General features: G+C 58.6%; 12 protein-coding genes. 3 read left to right on the top strand and 9 right to left on the bottom strand.

Annotated features, from left to right (window positions below; genetic code table 11):
* Positions 1-8: 8 nt before the first annotated feature.
* Positions 9-362, bottom strand: coding sequence for an Rv2175c family DNA-binding protein (locus AAZQ98_RS08100; RefSeq protein ID WP_105656811.1), 354 nt, complete (start codon positions 360-362; stop codon positions 9-11).
* A 206-nt stretch (positions 363-568) separates the two neighbouring features.
* Between AAZQ98_RS08100 and AAZQ98_RS08105 the strand changes: the two genes are divergently transcribed.
* Positions 569-2,296, top strand: a complete 1,728-nt coding sequence (locus AAZQ98_RS08105; RefSeq protein WP_434691237.1) for a LysM peptidoglycan-binding domain-containing protein — start codon at positions 569-571, stop codon at positions 2,294-2,296.
* Between the two features lie 75 nt (positions 2,297-2,371).
* Here AAZQ98_RS08105 and AAZQ98_RS08110 read toward each other — a convergent pair whose 3' ends face one another.
* The 5 genes from AAZQ98_RS08110 to AAZQ98_RS08130 form a co-directional block, all read right to left on the bottom strand.
* A complete protein-coding gene (locus AAZQ98_RS08110) occupies positions 2,372-3,859 on the bottom strand; it encodes a sensor histidine kinase (protein WP_434691240.1) in 1,488 nt (495 codons plus the stop codon).
* 9 nt (positions 3,860-3,868) lie between these two features.
* Positions 3,869-8,662 carry an NAD-glutamate dehydrogenase gene (locus tag AAZQ98_RS08115; RefSeq protein ID WP_434691242.1) on the bottom strand — a complete coding sequence of 1,598 codons (4,794 nt, stop codon included), beginning with the start codon at positions 8,660-8,662 and terminating at the stop codon, positions 3,869-3,871.
* Between the two features lie 125 nt (positions 8,663-8,787).
* Positions 8,788-10,035, bottom strand: coding sequence for an AAA family ATPase (locus AAZQ98_RS08120; RefSeq protein WP_434691245.1), 1,248 nt, complete (start codon positions 10,033-10,035; stop codon positions 8,788-8,790).
* On the bottom strand, positions 10,032-10,697 hold the full coding sequence (locus AAZQ98_RS08125) for a flagella basal body P-ring formation protein FlgA (RefSeq protein WP_166650796.1): 666 nt from the start codon (positions 10,695-10,697) through the stop codon (positions 10,032-10,034). The genes AAZQ98_RS08120 and AAZQ98_RS08125 overlap by 4 nt, the downstream gene beginning before the upstream one ends.
* 90 nt (positions 10,698-10,787) lie before the next feature.
* On the bottom strand, positions 10,788-11,348 hold the full coding sequence (locus tag AAZQ98_RS08130; RefSeq protein WP_434691249.1) for a hypothetical protein: 561 nt from the start codon (positions 11,346-11,348) through the stop codon (positions 10,788-10,790).
* 122 nt (positions 11,349-11,470) lie between these two features.
* Here AAZQ98_RS08130 and AAZQ98_RS08135 point away from each other — a divergent pair, with 122 nt between their 5' ends.
* Together AAZQ98_RS08135 and AAZQ98_RS08140 are read left to right on the top strand one after the other, a co-directional pair.
* On the top strand, positions 11,471-12,193 hold the full coding sequence (locus AAZQ98_RS08135) for a hypothetical protein (protein ID WP_434691251.1): 723 nt from the start codon (positions 11,471-11,473) through the stop codon (positions 12,191-12,193).
* Positions 12,194-12,233: 40 nt separating this feature from the next.
* The gene (locus AAZQ98_RS08140) at positions 12,234-12,758 is read left to right on the top strand and encodes an Rv3235 family protein (RefSeq protein WP_105656818.1); all 525 of its coding nucleotides are present in this window, start codon (positions 12,234-12,236) and stop codon (positions 12,756-12,758) included.
* On the opposite strand, the gene secA is transcribed toward AAZQ98_RS08140, so the two are convergent.
* The 3 genes from secA to hpf all read right to left on the bottom strand — a co-directional run bounded on the left by secA (position 12,755) and on the right by hpf (position 17,428).
* On the bottom strand, positions 12,755-15,403 hold the full coding sequence (gene secA, locus AAZQ98_RS08145) for a preprotein translocase subunit SecA (RefSeq protein ID WP_434691253.1): 2,649 nt from the start codon (positions 15,401-15,403) through the stop codon (positions 12,755-12,757). The genes AAZQ98_RS08140 and secA overlap by 4 nt on opposite strands.
* 133 nt (positions 15,404-15,536) lie before the next feature.
* Positions 15,537-16,709, bottom strand: coding sequence for a winged helix-turn-helix domain-containing protein (locus AAZQ98_RS08150; RefSeq protein WP_434691256.1), 1,173 nt, complete (start codon positions 16,707-16,709; stop codon positions 15,537-15,539).
* A 20-nt stretch (positions 16,710-16,729) separates the two neighbouring features.
* Positions 16,730-17,428 carry a ribosome hibernation-promoting factor, HPF/YfiA family gene (hpf, locus tag AAZQ98_RS08155; RefSeq protein ID WP_105656863.1) on the bottom strand — a complete coding sequence of 233 codons (699 nt, stop codon included), beginning with the start codon at positions 17,426-17,428 and terminating at the stop codon, positions 16,730-16,732.
* Positions 17,429-17,597: the final 169 nt, after the last annotated feature.

Raw genomic sequence — 17,597 nt, forward strand, 5'->3', positions numbered from 1 at the left:
CCGGGCCCTTACCAGCCCATGGCCTGCGCCCGCCGGCGGATTTCAGTTTTACGTCCGGTGCGCAAAGCATTCATAGGAGTGCCGGGCAGCGATTCATCCTCGGTGAACAGCCAAATAACCGACTCCTCATCGGAGAAGCCGGCATCCAAAAGTACCGAAAGAGTACCCTTCAGGCTTTCCACCACTACGCCGTCCTGGAGAAAATCTGCAGGGATCGAACGGACATTGCGAGCGCCAATTCTCAACGAAACAATGGCACGCTCATCCAGCAGTCGGTGCACGCGGCGAATATCTACATCTAATTCTTCAGCCACATCGGGCAGGGTCAGCCACTGGCCGACGAGATCTACGGTTTCCTTCACCCCTTAAGGTTCCCACAAATTCCTGATCCGCGCAGAAATTTGGATGAAACTCACCTCAGCAGTTCCCATGAGTCACAGGAGTAGTGTAAATTTTCTTGTATCACTTTGATAACAATTGCATCACAGTCAACATGGGGAACCACTTCCCCTCTGTTACCTGCGGAGCAAAGCCCGTTATTTTCACCGTATAAATGAGGATTGACTCCATGCCCCACGAATCCAAACATGCTTCCAAGCATGCGTTAGGCGTTGTAGCAGGCGCGGCCATTCCCGCTGCGGTCATTGGCAGCCTCGCCTTAGCTCCCGCAGCACAGGCAGCACCGATGACTGTTCCCAACACCTCAGGAAGCTTTGCCAAGTCGGTAACTCCGGAGACTATCAAGGTCGCTGAAGACCAAATCAAGGCCCACCTGATCGCTTCGCGAGTACCTACGCTGGGCTTGCCAGCTAAACGGGATGTTTCCGAAATCAAGATCCCGGCAGGTGCGTCGCTATGGAGCATCGCTCGGGAATATGACACAACAGTGTCAGAGCTGAAGAAGCTCAATAATCTTAAGAATGATTCAATCGTCGCCGGCAAGACACTCAAGGTCTCCGGTCATGCTTCGAAGAACAGCTCCAAGGGCAAGTCTTCGAGCTCGTCATCGTCAAGTACCGCCACTTACACCGTCAAGAACGGTGACACCCTCAGCGGCATTGCGAGCAAGCACGACATGAGCTTGTCTGATCTGTTGAGCAAGAATGACATCTCGGCAAGCAAGGTAATCTTCCCCGGCAATAAGCTGAAGGTCAAGGGATCGGCGTCGAGCTCCAGCAGTACCACGCAGACGAAGAAGACTTCCTCTTCGTCGGGTTCTTCAACCTACACTGTGAAGAACGGTGACACCCTCGGAAGCATCGCCATCAAGCACAATATGAGCTTGTCTTCGCTCCTTAGCAAGAACGATATCTCGGCCAGCAAGGTGATCTTCCCTGGCGACAAGATCAAGGTCAAGGGTTCTTCGTCCTCTGGCTCTTCGTCGAAGTCCTCCCAGAAGAAATCCTCCTCCTCCGGTTCTTCAAGCTACACCGTCAAGTCCGGTGACACGCTCAGCGCCATTGCGGCCAAGCACGGCATGAGCTTGTCCGATCTGTTGAAGACCAATGACATCTCTGCCAGCAAGCCGATCTTCCCAGGCAGCAAGATCAAGGTCTCGGGTGGCTCGTCGTCTTCGAGCTCCTCGCCGAAGAGCACTGCTGCACCCAAGGCCAAGGCCAAGGCCAAGACGTCGACCTACTCCGTGAAGTCCGGCGATACTCTCAGTGGCATCGCGACCAGCCACGACATGAAGCTGGCCTCCTTGCTGGATTTGAACCCCGAGTACAGCTCGAGCACGCCATTGAAGATCGGCGCCAAGCTGAAGGTTTCGGGCTCCTCGGTTGCACCGTCGGGTCAGGTCAAGAAGCAGAAGATCGGCAATAGCTTCGCTGGTCGTACCTACGCAGATCACGTTGTGCGAGATGCTAACTCGAACAAGGACTACCTTGACTCGATCAGCGTCCCGAGCCGCGGCGAGATGCAGGACCTGATCCGTTCCACTGCAAAGAGCATGGGCGTTGACCCGGCTCTGGCCTTGGCTCACGCGTACCAAGAGTCTGGCTTCAACATGCGTGCGGTCTCCCCTGCTAACGCCGTTGGCGCCATGCAGGTACTGCCAAGCACCGGTGACTGGATCGCATCGGTAATTGGCCAGGACCTGAACGTCCTGAACCCACGGGATAACGTTGTCGCTGGTGTCGCAGTAATTGCCTACAATTTGGACAACACCGACAACCTGGACAACGCAATCGCATCGTACTACCAGGGTCTGGCCGGTGTTCGTAACAACGGCATGTACGAAGACACCAAGCATTATGTAGCCAGCATCAAGGCTCACATGAAGAATTACCGCTAAATAGCCAAAAGGAGAGGCGCTTCCAACACGGTGTGTTGGAAGCGCCTCTTTTTGTTGCAGCTGATCAGGCTGCTCCTAGCCTGTACGGTGGTCAAGATCCAATGGCATGTCGATTACCACCTTGGTCCCGCCCTTCTCGCTCTGCACCCAACGGATTTCACCCGATAGCTCGCTGGTAACCAGAGTGCGGACAATTTGCAGCCCAAGTCCCTCGCGGCGTGGCTCTTCTGGCAACCCGTGGCCGTCATCTTCAATGACAACCCGTAGCCAATCCTTGCTATCGGCACCCTTGTAGCGTTCGGCAACCAGCGCGACTTCACCGTTGCGATGCGCTAGTCCATGTTCCACGGCATTAGTCACCAGCTCATTGATCACCAGTGACAACGGTGTCGCCAAATCAGCGTCAAGCATGCCGAATTCGCCTTCACGACGCGTGGAGACCCTTTGCTCCGGAGAAGCGATTTCCACGATCAGCCGGAACTGGCGATCCATCAGATCATCAAATTTGACGGTTTCGTTCAGGCCCTTGGACAGGAAGTCGTGGACCGAAGCGATAGTGGAGACTCGTCGCATTGCCTGCTCCAGGCCCTGCTTGCCGTCCTCTGAGCTCATCCTGCGTGATTGCATGCGCAACAGCGCCGCGACAGTCTGCAAGTTGTTCTTCACGCGATGATGGATTTCACGGATCGTAGCGTCCTTGGTGACCAGTTCCTTTTCGCGACGGCGCAGTTCTGACACATCGCGGCACAGCACCAGTGCCCCCCAGCGCTTTGATTCGTTGCGCAGCGGAATGGCACGCAGGGAGAGGGTGACTCCGCGATGTTCCACCTCGGTACGCCATGGCATCTTGCCTTGGAGCACCAGCGGAAGAGTTTCGTCGACTACACGACGGTCGCTGACCAGTGCCATCGTCAGATCAGCCAGTGGCTGGCCCTGGAGGACATCAGCTGCGCCTAATCGGCGGAACGCTGAAACAGCGTTCGGGCTGGCGAATTCGACGGCTCCGTCAACGTTGAGCCGGATGAAACCATCACCGACGCGCGGCGCGCCACGGCGGGAGCCGGTAGGGCTGGCGAAGTCGGGCCACAGCCCTTGGGTACCCATCTGCAACAGGTCATCAGCGCTTTGCCGGTAGACCAATTCCAGATTGCTGGGTGTGCGGGACTGGTTCGGATCGAAGTGGGAAGTGATGACCGCAACCGGTTGGTTCTGGCGCACTAGCGGAATCGCCTGCACCGTGGTCAACCCCATGATGATATCTTTGCCGGCTTGTTCGGCCGATCGTTGCACTTGCTTGGTTTCCCAAGCGTGGTCCACCATGATGCGCAGATCCTTGCGGATCCGTTCTCCCACGAAGTCGCTGTGGAAGGCGGTATGCGAGGTGGAAGGGCGCACGTGTGCCAAAGCCGTATAGGAACCGTCCCCGGTGGGGAACCAGAGCACCAGGTCTGCGAATGCTAGATCCGAGACCAGTTGCCAGTCCCCCACCAGGAGGTGGAGCCAATCCTCATCACCGGGCGCTAGTGCAGCACGTTGACGTAATTCTTCGGTGATGAGGGCCATTGGCGGTATTTACCTTCGGACGATGGAACGCAAGAGGCGAAGTGCCACGGAAAGTGAAGCCATGTCGTCTCGTTCCAGGCTGTTCACTTCCGCGAACATAGTCTTCGCACGATCAAGGTTAGCCGCGTTTGCCTCTTCCCATGCAGCAACACGCTCTGCCGGGTCAGCAATATCGCCGTGGGCATCCAGGATGTTGCCGGTCAGGTCGATGATCGTGGTGTACAGGTCATCGCGCATTGCGGCACGAGCCAGCGCCTGCCAACGATCCGAGCGAGGAAGGTTGGTGATGCGATTCAGCAGGCTGTCCACATCGAACAAGTCGTAGAGCACGTAGTAGGTCTCTGCGACCTTGACCGGAGCGGTCCCGGTGCGGTGCACATATTCTGCCACGTCCAGCAGCGCGTAGGATTCGAACTGGGTCGCCCACATGCTGGCACGACGCTCCGGGATCCCCTGGTCCATGGCCTCTTCACGCCACTCCTGGAATCTCTGGAGGTCAGTGCCCCGAACCAAGGTTGGCAGGGCCTCACGCAGTTCGGTAACCGTCGCTTCGTAGCGTTTGACCGCTTCGGTGACCAGCAGTTCCTGATCGACGCGGTTGATGAACCAGCGGGTGGCACGGTCCAGCAGGCGGCGCATGTCGTGGTGCTGGCGGCCCCAGTGTTCCAGATCGGTTCCGGCAGGCTGTGCATTGATCGCATCGAACTGGCGGTCGAATCCGTAGATCTCACGCAGCGCGCAGAAGACCTTGGCAATCTGGACTTCGCTGGCACTGGTCTCTTCCATGGCACGGAAGACGTAGGTGATGCCGCCCATGTTCACGATGTCGTTGGCGATCACGGTCGCGATGATTTCGCGGCGCAACGGATGGCTTTCGAGCTGATCCCCGAAACGCTCTACCAACTTGGTTGGGAAGTAGCGGCGCAGGGTCCGGGTGAAGTACGGATCATCGGCGAGATCGGATTCGGTCAGCGCGTTCGCCAGCTGGATCTTCGCGTATGCGGCCAGCACCGAGAGCTCTGGGGTGGTCATCGCCTCGCCAGCGGCGCGGCGCTCTTCCAGCTGATCCGCGTTTGGCAAGAACTCCAAGCCACGGTTCAAGTCAGCATGGGCTTCCAGCCACTGCATCAGGCGCTCGTACGCTGGTGTCCAGGTCAGTGCCGCATGCTTCTCATTGAGCAGCAACACGTTCTGTTCGAAGTTGGTCGTCAGCACCAGATCACCGATGTTATCGGTCATCGAGAGCAGGAACTCCGTGCGTTCAGCCTCGGTGAGATTGCCCGCCTTGATCTGGCGGTCCACGAAGATCTTGATGTTCACTTCGCGGTCAGAAGTGTCCACGCCAGCAGAGTTGTCAATGGCATCGGTGTTCAGCAGGACGCCCTTGCGGGCTGCCTCAATACGGCCCAGCTGGGTCATGCCCAAGTTGCCGCCTTCGCCAACAACTTTCACGCGCAGATCTGCACCGTCGACGCGGATGGCATCGTTGGCTCGGTCGCCGACCTGGCCGTGGGTTTCAGCCGCTGACTTCACGTAGGTACCAATACCGCCGTTGTAGAGCAGGTCCACTGGCGCTGAGAGGATGGCCTTGAGCAGTTCGTTAGGGCTCAGCTTGGTGGTGCCGGCGTCCAAGCCCAGGACCTCGCGGACCTCGGCGCTAACCGGCACGGACTTGAGGCTGCGCGAGTACACGCCGCCTCCGGCCGAGAGCAGCTCCTTGTTGTAGTCTGCCCAGCTGGAGCGTGGCAGATCATACAGGCGCTGGCGCTCGTCAAAGGCGACCTGGGGATTCGGGTTCGGATCCAGGAAGATATCACGGTGGTCGAAGGCCGCCACCAGCTTCACGGTGGGGGTACGGCGCAAACCGTTGCCGAACACGTCTCCGGACATGTCGCCCACGCCGACGGCGGTGAATTCGTCCTTCTGGGTGTCGATGCCCAGCTCGAAGAAGTGGCGCTTCACCGATTCCCAGGCGCCGCGTGCGGTGATGCCCATGCCCTTGTGGTCGTAGCCCACCGAGCCGCCCGAAGCAAAGGCATCGCCCAGCCAGTGGCCCTTGTCGGCCGAGATCGAGTTGGCGATATCGGAGAAGCTCGCAGTGCCCTTGTCGGCAGCGACCACCAGGTAGGAATCATCGCCATCGCGACGAACCACGTTGGCAGGGGCTTCGATGTGCTCACCGTTTTCGTCGGTAACCATGTTGTCGGTCAGCTCCAGCAGGGTGCGGATGAAGACCTTGTACGCGCCCTTGCCTTCTTCCATCCATGCGCCGCGGTCGAGAGCTGGATTGGGAAGCTGCTTGGCGTAGAAACCGCCCTTGGCACCAGTTGGCACGATGACGGAGTTCTTGACCATCTGGGCCTTGACCAGACCCAGCACTTCCGTACGGAAATCCTCTCGGCGATCGGACCAGCGCAGGCCACCACGGGCCACGGCGCCGAAGCGGAAGTGGGTACCCTCAACACGCGGCGAGTAGACCCACAGTTCGTGCTTCGGACGCGGGAATGGCGCGAAATCGATCTCTTCCGGGGCCAGCTTGAATGCCAGTGCCTGGTGGGTGGTGAAGTAGTTGGTGCGTTTGGTCGCTTCGATCACCTTCACGAAACGGCGCAGCAAGGTGTCGGCATCCAGCGTTGGCACGGATTCCAGGGCTTCGGTGACCTTTGCGTGCGCCTTCTGCCGCGCAGCTTCCGAAGCCACGGAGCTCAGCTGCGGGTCGAAGGTGGCCTGGAACAGCTCCACAATGGCGTGGGTGACTGACGGGTTGCCAACCAGGGTGCTGGCGATGAAGCCAGTGGAGTTCGGAACCCCGAGCTGCAGCAGGTAGTGGGCGTAGGCACGAAGCATCGAGACTTCCTCCCACGTGAGTCCCTCGTGCAGCACCAGTGCGTTAAGGCTGTCGGATTCGGCGAGGTTGCGGACCACTGCGCAGTAGGCCTCGGCCAGCTTGGCTTCCACGGCCTGGAAGTTGATCTCCTCATCGATCTTCAGGCCCATGTCGTAGATGTAGCGTTCGCCGATTCCTTCTGGATTCAGCTCGTAGGGGCGTTCATCGACAACTTCCAGACCCAGATGCTGCAGAACTGGCAGTATGCGCGAGAGCAGCAGCGGCTTGGTCACATAGATCTTCATGCGCTTGGAAACAGCAGAATCCTCATCCTGCTTCTCGTCATCGTAGAAGGAGACAACCGGGCCATCGACTTCTGGACTGCTCAACTCGGTGAGCAGGTCAATATCCTTCAGCGCATCTTCGATTTCGAACTGCACCTTGTAGGAAGCCGGGAAAGCTTCGGCCCAAGCGTTGGACAGCGTGTTGGCGTCGCCCAGTTCCAAGCGCGCGCGAGCGGTATCAACGATGGCGTCAGACCAGGAGCGCACGGCCTTGGCAATACGATTCTCCAGTGCCTTGCGGTCAACCACGGGGGCCAGTCCGTGGCGTTGCAGGCGCAGCCGGTAGAACAAGCGAACGAGCGCGCCGGCGCCCAGCTGCGCTTCATATTCAACGGATTCTGCGTTGAAGCTGCGCTGCAGCTCCTGCTCCACCCGCAGGCGCACTGCGGTGGAGAAACGATCACGTGGCAGGAACACCATGGCAGTGACGAAGCGGCCGTAGTCGTCCTTGCGAAGGAAGACCGAGGTGCGGCGGCGTTCCTGCAGGCGCAGGATACCGAGGGCAATCTTGGTCAACTCGTCGACGGAGATCTGGAACATCTCATCGCGTGGGTAGCTTTCCAGAATGGTGGTGATGTCCTTGCCCGAGTGGGAATCAGGCGCGAAGCCGGTGCGCTTCAGCACCGCTTCAACCTTTTCGCGTACCAGCGGGACGGTCTTCACGCTCGAGGTGTAAACACTGGAGGAGAAGAGGCCGATGAAACGGCGTTCGCCGTTGACTTCGCCATTGGCATCGAAGCTCTTGACTCCGACATAATCCAGGTACACGCCACGGTGAACGGTGGAACGGGAGTTCGCCTTGGTCACGATCAGCGCACGCTTGTCGCGAGCGGTGATGCGGCCGCGCTTGGTCAGGTGCTGTGGACCTTGGACCTCCAGATCGCGCATCAGTCCCAAGCCGCTGCCTGGGCGGGCGACCAGGACGTCTTCGCCGTTGATGGTTTCCAGCGAGTAGTCGCGGTAGCCCAGGAACGTGAACTTTCCGTCAGCTAACCAGTCCAGCAGCTCTGATGCCTGCTGCAGCTCGGCGATTTCCTCAGCCTTCGGAGTCTGCGGAAGGCTCTGCGCAATATCCTTGGCCCGGTCCAGCATGGCCGGCCAATCCTTCACTGCAACACGCACATCTGCCAGAACGCTATAGAGGCGCTCAACGAATTCCTTGGCCTGCTCATCGCTGAGCTCGCGAGCGAGCTCGACTGAAATCCACGATTCGATGCGGGTTTCTGCACCGGCCGAAATCAGGGTGCTCAAATCCGAGAGCGCAGCGGTGTCACCGCTGGCAACATGCTGCAGACCAGCATGGCTGATCTTGGAAATTTCGCCGGTCTCGGTCTTGCGGGAGACAACGAACGTCGGATGCACTACCAGCTGAATTGGTGAATTCAGCTGCACTAGTGCGGCAGTTACCGAATCAACAAGGAATGGCATGTCATCGGTGACGATGTGGACCACTGAAATTCCGTTGTTGCGGGTAATGGCGACATTAGCGTTTTCAGCATCACGCTGATACCCGATTTCCAGATGTGCTGCCACGCGAGCTTCGAGTTCGTCTGGCCGGTAGGCCGCCACGTCTTCGGTCGCAATTTGGCCATAGTACTCGCTCACCAATTTCGAGGTGAGTGTCTCATCCATGAATGATTCTGACATGCTGGATTCCGACGAGTTCAAAAGAACGCCTCCAAGAACAAAGTTCGATCAACCCGCGCCTTTGCGGATCTCTAGTTTTACCCACATTACTCGGTTTTCACCTCTGGGGTTCAAGCTTCGGAGCGAAATCGACGACTATTCCATTTCTTGGGTGAATCCGTGGAATTTATGCCGGCCAAAGACCGTATTTCCATACGCAATAGGCACCGAGGTGCGATTTCGAGCAACGGGCTTCCTCCCAGCACTGCCGCGTTGCACGCGGCGCTGTCCTCGGGCAGATACCCTGCGATTTGGTGCGTCGGCCCAAACCGGTCCCACGCTTCAATCAACCTGCGCTTCGGGCTGCGCCCGGTACTGCTGGCTCCCACGCGGTTGAAGACGATCTTCGGATTCAGCCCGGGCAGTGCTTCCTCCAATTCGTCGATGGCGCGAAGTGCACGCGGAATTCCCAAGCTGTCGGCACGCACGATCATGAAAAGCTCATCGGAGCACTGGAGCATCTCGACGGTGACAGCGTTTCGCTGTGGTGCTTGGGTATCGAAACTGAGCTGTTCGTCCAATTCAATGTACGGAGCCAAATCCAATACGACCACGTCGTAGTGAACTTTGAGCAGCATGGCCGCTCGCTGCAGCGCAGAGGCCCGGACCTCGGGCCACCGGCTAGCACGCGGGATTCCGGTCGCCACGCGCATGGTCGCCTCCCCGACCTGGACCAAGGAACATGCAGCGTTGAGTCGGGCAACATCCAACGAGCCGGCGTCGATGGCACGGCACAACTGCGCGATGGATGCCGATTCGTCCATGAGTCCCAATTGAATGGCGATGCTGGCGGCGTAGGTATCTGCGTCCAGAAGCACCACGGTTTTTCCTGCTGCCGCCGTTTCCACCGCATAATTCAGCGCGACGGTACTGCGCCCGGGAGATCCCGGGGCGCTCCAGAAGCTGACGATTCTTCCGTTCCGGCCGGTAGAGTCGTCCTCCTGTTCGGGAACCGCGAGCGTTCCGTCGGTTCCAGAATGATTCAATGACTGAACTACGCCCTTGATGCGTCCTTCCAGCTCGGCCATGCCGGAATCCGCAGGCAGATGAAGGACATCAGGCAATGGCTTCCAGTCTTCGGGCCGGTCAAAGAACAGGACAACCGCTGTCTGGCGCATCAGCAACGCATCAAGTTGTTCCATGGGCGGCACCAGCTGGGCGTCGGCAACGATCAGCACGTCAGCCATTCCGGTATCGCAAGCAGCAATGGCTTCGGCTACGCCGGAGCAGACGCGGGTGACCATCAGTTCCCCGCGGTACCCTTCGATTTGCCGGACGATTTTCTCCTGGTCGCCGAGCACTACGACCGAAATACTCATTGTTCGGTCCCGGCCGGGTTGTAGACGACGATAATTCTCGATTCGTTGGCCAGCGCTTGAAGCAGCGGTTCCAGCTGATTCGGTTCCACCAGCAGTTCCAGGTTGGTGCCTTGGGTTCCCACCAGTCCCCCGCCGCTTTCAACGCGTGCGGCGACTTCGACCATGGAGGAGAGCTTTTCCGGGACTCCGTAGGTGCTGCCGCTGGTTTCGCGCTTGGCAATCCATACATCAACGAAGCTACCGGGGGTAATCGACGAAGAAAGGTCTGCCGGAAGATCGACATTGACCGGCCTGCGCGATCCCACTTCACTGTGCATTATCGAGGTGACTGGAATCAGCTGCCCTTCGCTGATAAAAGTGTTGGCTCGGGCGTCCTGGCCGAGCTGCGCATCTGTGTGCAGGTAGTTCTCGAGAGTTTCGCCAAGCTGGACTTCTTGAGTTTTCATGTTCTCGCTGGTCAGCTTTTCTCCGAGGGTGATATTGGTGCTGGCGACATACACCGTGGACGTCTGATGCAATTCGCCGACCAGGTACACGGTTCCCGCGACCGAAGCGACTACGAGCACCGCACCGAGAGCCAGGCGTGGGTCCTTCCAACTAGGCCGTCGCACACGCGAGGCCGAGGTTGTCCGCGCGTCCTGGGCGATCTGTTCTGTGATCAAGGCTTTGACCTTCCGCCAGTATAGGTGCTTATGGATGGTGAGCCTACGACAACTTGGTCCTGCTGGAAAGACCTTGCGTGCACTTGTGGATCACGAAAGAGTGATCGCTTCGACCCATCCGATGGCATCCAGTGGAATCAGCAGTTGCGTTGAGGCCTGCTGTGCTCTGGCGAATTCATCGCGAGGATGCACCAGAATTATCAAAAAGTCCTTGGCTACCTGAGTCAGCGTTCCTTCAGCCATGGAGCTGCCCGCACGGCCAAAAACATGGCATCGTGCGCGGTCCCGGAGCAATCCCCGCAGAACCGTGGAGAACTTCACCGAGCGGCCCGGCGCCCGCCGTTCCACCGCCGGTGCGCGGCCCGGCGGAAGGGCAAAGGATTCAACCGCTCCACTGCGGATCACCCACTGGGCCTGCTCTGTTTCCAGGCAGATGTAATCGGTCGCGCAAGGGCCGAGTTTCGCGCGGAGTTCGGTTCCCCCGGCCAGCCGGAGGCTCAATTCCTGTCCGTAGAACCGCATCAGAGTGGGCAGCAGTTCGGCAGTTGCCCGTTCAACCCTGATGTTTTCGGCAATTTCTTCACGCAGCTGCGCCCGGCTCTGTTCTGCTAGCTGAGCTTCCAAGTCGTCGAAGAGAGAATCCCACCGCATGCGCCCACTGTACGAGAATAAACATTTTTGCGTAACCCTATTCACAAAACGATCCCTAAGTGCCACTATGAACATCAAACGATATCAAATGACATCAAAATTCATTCAAGGAAGTGATTCGGATGTCTCGCCAACGGCAAATATTCGTGCTGCTGCTCTTTTCGGCAGCGTCATTGGTCATCATCTATGTGGGAATCCAGTGGATATCTGATTACTTCCGGTCCCCAGTCGATGGGCGCGCCACAGCAGACCACATAAGGCTTCTCGTCAGCCTTTCGTTCCTGGCGTTGCTTACGCTGTACTTGCTGCGCGTGGGCTTGGCCCAGATGATCCGCTGGGCCTTCACCCACCGCAAGCCGAAGCTAGCGCGGTTCTTCGAACGAATCGCCCCCGCACTGAGCAGGAGGATTCTAGGCTCAATGCTTGGAACCTCGATTGCCCTCTCTTCAGTCGCTGCAGCCTTCGCGGGTGAACCGCTGGCGGTTTCCCTGGCACAGGTCCCGGCGGAAAACGCCAGCCAAGAACTAGCCAGCTATGCAGGCCCGCAGCAAAACTCCGTACCGAGCCCGCAATGGTTCCCCGAATCCATGAGCGTTCCCCTGAGCCCGCTGGTATCCCCCGGGGCCAGGAATCCAGGCCAACGTTCGGTGCAACGCACAGAAGTTGTCGTCGCTGAAGGGCAGAATCTGTGGACCATAGCGGCAGATCATCTAGGTGCCCAGGCCACCGTGGAAGAAATTTCTGCCTATTGGCCAAAGATCTATCAACGCAACAAGAAGTCCATCGGCACCGACCCGGACCTGCTGCGAGTTGGAACGGTACTTGAACTACCACCAGCCAGCTAAGCGCATTCAAGAACTTCCCCACGCCCAACTAGGAGTCATCATGAGCACCATCGCCATCAGCCCCCGTAGCGCCAACACCGGCTACTATCAACCGGATATCTACGCAGCCAACCTCCCAGACCCGAACCCGGCTGGCGCCACCTCGGCTGCCGAGCCATGCCAGGCTCCGGCTCACCTGCGTCGGGCAATGGACAATATCTTCCATCGCTCTGCTGTCTACCGCAGCGAGCACCGGGCCATCGTTGAGATTTCGCATGCAGTAGCCCGCGCGGTCTTCGAAATCGTGGCTGGGTACCGCACCGTGAATCAGCTGGCATTCGTGATGGAGCCCTCTTGCATTGCCAAGCTCCGGCGCCGGGCCCTCCTGGAGACCCAGTGCTACACGCTCGAGCCGCTGCCGGGCACGGCACACGGGCAGATCATCTCATTGCACCTGGACCGGTGCATATCAGGTTCTTGGGAATGCACCGTCATCTTGGGCTTTAAATACCGCGTCCGTGCCGTGGCTCTGAAAATTGAGCCCTGGCACGGACGGTGGCAGGTGACCGATGTGGAGCTAATCTAGCTGCGCTTGGCCTTCTTGTTCTTCTTCTTGCTCGACGTTGCCTGGGCACGAGTGGTGCTGGCTTCGCCATCTTCATCCGGGCCGGTGAACTGCAGGTTCTTCGGCTTCGCCGATTCGTCAACCGCTGGCGCGGCAGCTGCTTCAGCTCCGGTGGGGATCTCCAAGTTGAAGAGGGTTCCGATGCTTTCCTCGCGGATGCCTTCCATCATGGTCTGGAACATGGTGTAGCCTTCACGCTGGTATTCCACCAGCGGGTCGCGCTGGGCCATGGCACGCAGTCCGATTCCTTCCTTGAGGTAATCCATCTCGTACAGGTGCTCCTGCCACTTGCGACCGATGGTCGAGAGCACTACACGGCGCTCCAGATCGCGCATGGTGGAAGAACCAACAAGCTTTTCCCGCTCTTCGTACTGGTACTGGGCATCCGAGAGGATCTCGCGTTCCAGGAACTGCGCGGAGAGGTGCCCCGCACCGCCAGCCTCTTCGAGAACTTCATCGATGGTGATGCCGATCGGGTACAGCTGCTTGAGATTGGTCCACAACGACTTGAGTTCCCAATCGTCCGGATCGCCGACCTGGGTCGCTTCCAGGACCATTGCCTTGACGACATCTTCCAGGAAGTGGCCGACCTTCTCTTCGAGGTCGTCGCCTTCCAGGATGGAACGGCGGTCAGCGTAGATCGCTTCACGCTGGCGGTTCATCACGTCATCGTATTTCAGCACATTCTTGCGCTGCTCGGCGTTGACGCCTTCCACCTGTGCCTGGGCGGACTCAATGGCGCGCGAAACCATCTTGGATTCCAGCGCCACGTCATCTGGCATCGACGGGTTGTTCATGATGCGCTCGGCCATCCCGGAGTTGAACCGGCGCATCAGGTCATCGGTCATCGACAGGTAGAAACGCGATTCGCCCGGGTCGCCCTGGCGGCCGGAGCGACCACGCAGCTGATTATCGATGCGGCGTGATTCGTGCCGTTCGGTGCCCAGCACGTACAGGCCGCCGAGCGATGCAACTTCCTTCGATTCGTTGGCGACTGTTTCCTTCGCCTTGTCGAAGACTTCGTCCCAGACCGTGTTGTACTCTTCCGGGTTGTTCTCCGCATCCAGGCCACGGCGCTCCATCTCGGCCACGGCCAGGAACTCAGCGTTGCCGCCGAGCATGATGTCGGTACCGCGGCCGGCCATGTTGGTAGAAACGGTCACCGCGTTCTTGCGGCCGGCCATCGCGACCACGGCAGCTTCGCGAGCGTGCTGCTTGGCGTTGAGCACCTCGTGGCGGATGCCCTTCTTGGAGAGCAGCCGGGAGAGGTATTCGCTCTTTTCCACGCTGGTGGTGCCCACCAGGATCGGCTGGCCCGTCGCATGGCGCTCGGCAATGTCCTCAACCACAGCATTGAACTTGGCGACTTCATTCTTGTAGATGTAGTCCGACTGGTCCATGCGGATTGCTGGCTTATTGGTAGGAATCTCCACCACGCCCAGCTTGTAGGTACCCATGAATTCCGCGGCCTCGGTCTGCGCCGTACCGGTCATGCCCGAGATCTTGGCGTACATGCGGAAGTAGTTCTGCAAGGTCACGGTGGCCAGAGTCTGGTTCTCGGCCTTGATCTCAACGTTTTCCTTGGCTTCGATGGCCTGGTGCATGCCCTCGGAGTAGCGGCGGCCTGCCAGTGCACGGCCGGTATGCTCGTCAACGATCATGACTTCGCCGTTGACAACGACGTAGTCCTTGTCCTTCTTGAACAGTTCCTTGGCCTTGATGGCGCTGTTCAGGAAGCCGATCAGCGGGGTGTTGTTCGCTTCGTAGAGGTTATCGATGCCCAGGTAGTCCTCGACCTTTTCGATGCCCGACTCCAGCACGCCAATGGTGCGCTTCTTTTCGTCGACCTCGTAATCGTCTTCGCGCTTCAGTCGCGAGACGATCTTGGAGAATTCGGTGTACCAGCGGTTCACATCGCCCGAAGCCTGTCCGGAAATGATCAGCGGGGTACGCGCCTCATCGATCAGGATCGAGTCGACCTCATCGACGATGACGAAGTTGTGTCCGCGCTGGACCAGCTCGTCCTTGCTCCACGCCATGTTGTCGCGCAGGTAGTCGAATCCGAACTCGTTGTTCGTGCCGTAGGTGATATCGGCTTCATACTGCTTGCGCCGCTCGGCAGGCTTCTGGCTGGAGAGAATGCAGCCGCAGGTCAGACCGAGGAAGCGGAAGACGCGACCCATCAGATCCGACTGGTACTGGGCGAGGAAGTCGTTGGTTGTCACCACGTGCACGCCGTCACCGGTCAACGCGTTCAGGTAAGCCGGTGCGGTAGCGACCAGGGTCTTGCCTTCACCGGTACGCATTTCAGCGATGTTTCCCAGATGCAGGGCAGCACCGCCCATGAGCTGGACGTCGAAGTGGCGCATGCCAAGAACCCGGTCCGAGGCTTCGCGGACCACCGCAAAAGCTTCTGGGAGCAAGTCATCCAACGTCTCACCGTTAGCCAAACGTTCGCGGAACTTGTCGGTTTCACCCTTGAGCTCTTCGTCCGAAAGTTCGCGAATTTCGACTTCCAACGTATTGATCGTGTCGGCGTACTTACGAAGAGTCTTCAGAATCTTCTTGTCGCCGGTACGCAAAATACGTTCTAGCAATGATGCCACGTGGTAGCTCCCAATATCTCAAGCACAGTAATTTCTGGCGTCTTCAGTCTACGTGAGGAAAACAGCACATCTGGCTATTTCAATCCCATTTGCGCTGTTCTTATAGCGAACAGCGATTTGATCAACAGGCCCTTCACAGCCCGATTTCCACTCGTTCAAGTTCCAGCCAGCGCGCCATGCGATCCAGCTCGGCTCGCAATCCAGCCTCGACACTGGCGTCGACACCCGGCTCGTAATGCACCTGCTTTGCGTGCAGCACCGACCTGGCCCGGTCAGCTTTCAGATCCACTCGGCCCACGAACTCTTCGCCGAAAAGCATCGGGAAAACATAGTAGCCGTAGCGGCGCCGATTTTCCGGCACGTAGATTTCGATGCGGTATTCGAACCCGAAGAACTTCTCCAGCCGGCGGCGATTGAAAACCATCGAATCAAAAGGTGACAGCAAACGCAGGTCAGGATCGATCCTGCGCGGAATCTTGGTGCCGGCCTGCAAATAGCAAGGCTCGGCAATGCCGGCAACCTGTACTTCTTCGATAAGACCAGCGCGTGCTTGCTGGGCGAGCTCTTCTTTGGCCGCGCGCACCGGAAGACGAAAATACTCTGCGACGCAGTGAGCGGTGGCGATGCCAAGGGCATCCATGGCCCGGACAACCAGCCGGGCGAGGGCCTCGTGCCGCTGCGCCGCATCGAGTTCCTGTTGCGTGCCCACCACATCCGCGGCTAGCGCGTAACGGCGTTCAAACTGGGAGTTGCGTCCCAGCGTCAAGATCTTGGCTTGGGCGAAAAGGGACTCGGTGACGAACTTGGTGTCATTCCAATTCCACCCCCAATGCTTCTTCTCCCCGACCGGGGCAACCTCCAAAGCCTGGCTGATTTGCCGGGCGCTGGAGCCTGGATTATTGGACAGGTATTCAAGGACGCGATCCGAGAGGTCATGCTGTTCGGCGGAGAACCCATCTGATTTATCGATCCAGGTTCTGCGCTGCCATACCCGCAGGTCTTGAATGAGTTCGGAGCTGACCACCGAGGCCTCATGGGCCCAATATTCGGTGATAGGGCTGAGCGGCTTGGCCAGAAGCTGGTCCAGCACCTTGGTGTCATACGCGCCGAGCCGGGCGAACATCGGCATGTAATGGGCCCTGCGAACGACGTTCACCGAGTCAATCTGCAATTGCGCGATACTGCCGATAGCGCTGACGATTCTCCGCGCGGTGACGGGTTGTTCTTTCCTGCCCTTGGACAGGCCTTGGGCGGCCAACGCGATTCTTCGTGCCTGCTTGAGGCTGAGAATGCGTTGGCCGCCCACGCTAGTTATGGTTCCGATGACTAGCCTTCTGTTGCCAAGGCTTTGTCACGGTAGCCGCGAGTTTCCCTGGTGGCTTCTTCATTGGAGTTCAGTGATGGATCCAAGGAGATGACACCGTACTGGTACTGGGTGCGGCCATAGACTACAGCGTGCTCGCCGGTGGCTTCATCGATGAAAAGGTAGAACGGATGGCCGACCAGTTCCATGCGGTCCACTGCGTCATCAACGCTCATCACTTCTGCAGGGAAGGACTTGCGGCGGATGACCACTGGCGAGTACTCGGCGTTGGCCTCGACTTCGGCAGCTTCCGCGGCTTTCTGGGCTTCGATGGTTTCTTCAACCAACGACTTGCCGCTCGATGCGGTAGGCAGGCCGCCAGTTGCCTGGTGGACAGCCAGCGGGGTGTGGTTGCCGCGATGCACCTTGCGCTTGTCGCGGGCCTTGCGCAGGCGTTCAAGCAGTTTTGCGAACGCGATGTCGAAAGCCGCGAACTTGTCAGCGCCGCGAGCCTCGGCTCGAATTGCTGGGCCACGGCCAACAACGGTCAATTCAACGGACAGTGCAGTGCTCTGATCACGAGCGTGTGCTTCTTTGAGGACCTTGACGTCGATGCGCTGTATTTTGGTGGCCAGCTGGTCAACCTTGGTGATTTTCTCGTCAACATACTCACGGAAACGATCCGAAATGGTGATGTTGCGTCCGCTGTAGTTCAGCTCCATGGTGTCCTCCAATAGGGAGTCGGGTGACACAACAGTCCGAAAGTTCCATCCTTTCGGACTGAAGATGGGCTTTTAGCTGCATCTGTGATGCATCCCATACTTCACCTTATGCCACCGTGGCCAAGATTCAAGTATCCGGGCTCACAATTTCCGATCGCGGTAAGCGTAA

Source organism: Glutamicibacter sp. Je.9.36, from assembly GCF_051129975.1.
Taxonomy (GTDB): domain Bacteria; phylum Actinomycetota; class Actinomycetes; order Actinomycetales; family Micrococcaceae; genus Glutamicibacter.

Bases quoted from the DNA above. Each gene is read 5' to 3' on its own strand.
- AAZQ98_RS08135 (WP_434691251.1), top strand. From the start codon at position 11,471: ATGTCTCGCCAACGGCAAATATTCGTGCTGCTGCTCTTTTCGGCAGCG.
- AAZQ98_RS08110 (WP_434691240.1), bottom strand. From the start codon at position 3,859: ATGGCCCTCATCACCGAAGAATTACGTCAACGTGCTGCACTAGCGCCC.
- AAZQ98_RS08130 (WP_434691249.1), bottom strand. From the start codon at position 11,348: ATGCGGTGGGATTCTCTCTTCGACGACTTGGAAGCTCAGCTAGCAGAA.
- AAZQ98_RS08140 (WP_105656818.1), top strand. From the start codon at position 12,234: ATGAGCACCATCGCCATCAGCCCCCGTAGCGCCAACACCGGCTACTAT.
- AAZQ98_RS08105 (WP_434691237.1), top strand. From the start codon at position 569: ATGCCCCACGAATCCAAACATGCTTCCAAGCATGCGTTAGGCGTTGTA.
- AAZQ98_RS08120 (WP_434691245.1), bottom strand. From the start codon at position 10,035: ATGAGTATTTCGGTCGTAGTGCTCGGCGACCAGGAGAAAATCGTCCGG.
- hpf (WP_105656863.1), bottom strand. From the start codon at position 17,428: ATGGAGCTGAACTACAGCGGACGCAACATCACCATTTCGGATCGTTTC.
- AAZQ98_RS08115 (WP_434691242.1), bottom strand. From the start codon at position 8,662: ATGGATGAGACACTCACCTCGAAATTGGTGAGCGAGTACTATGGCCAA.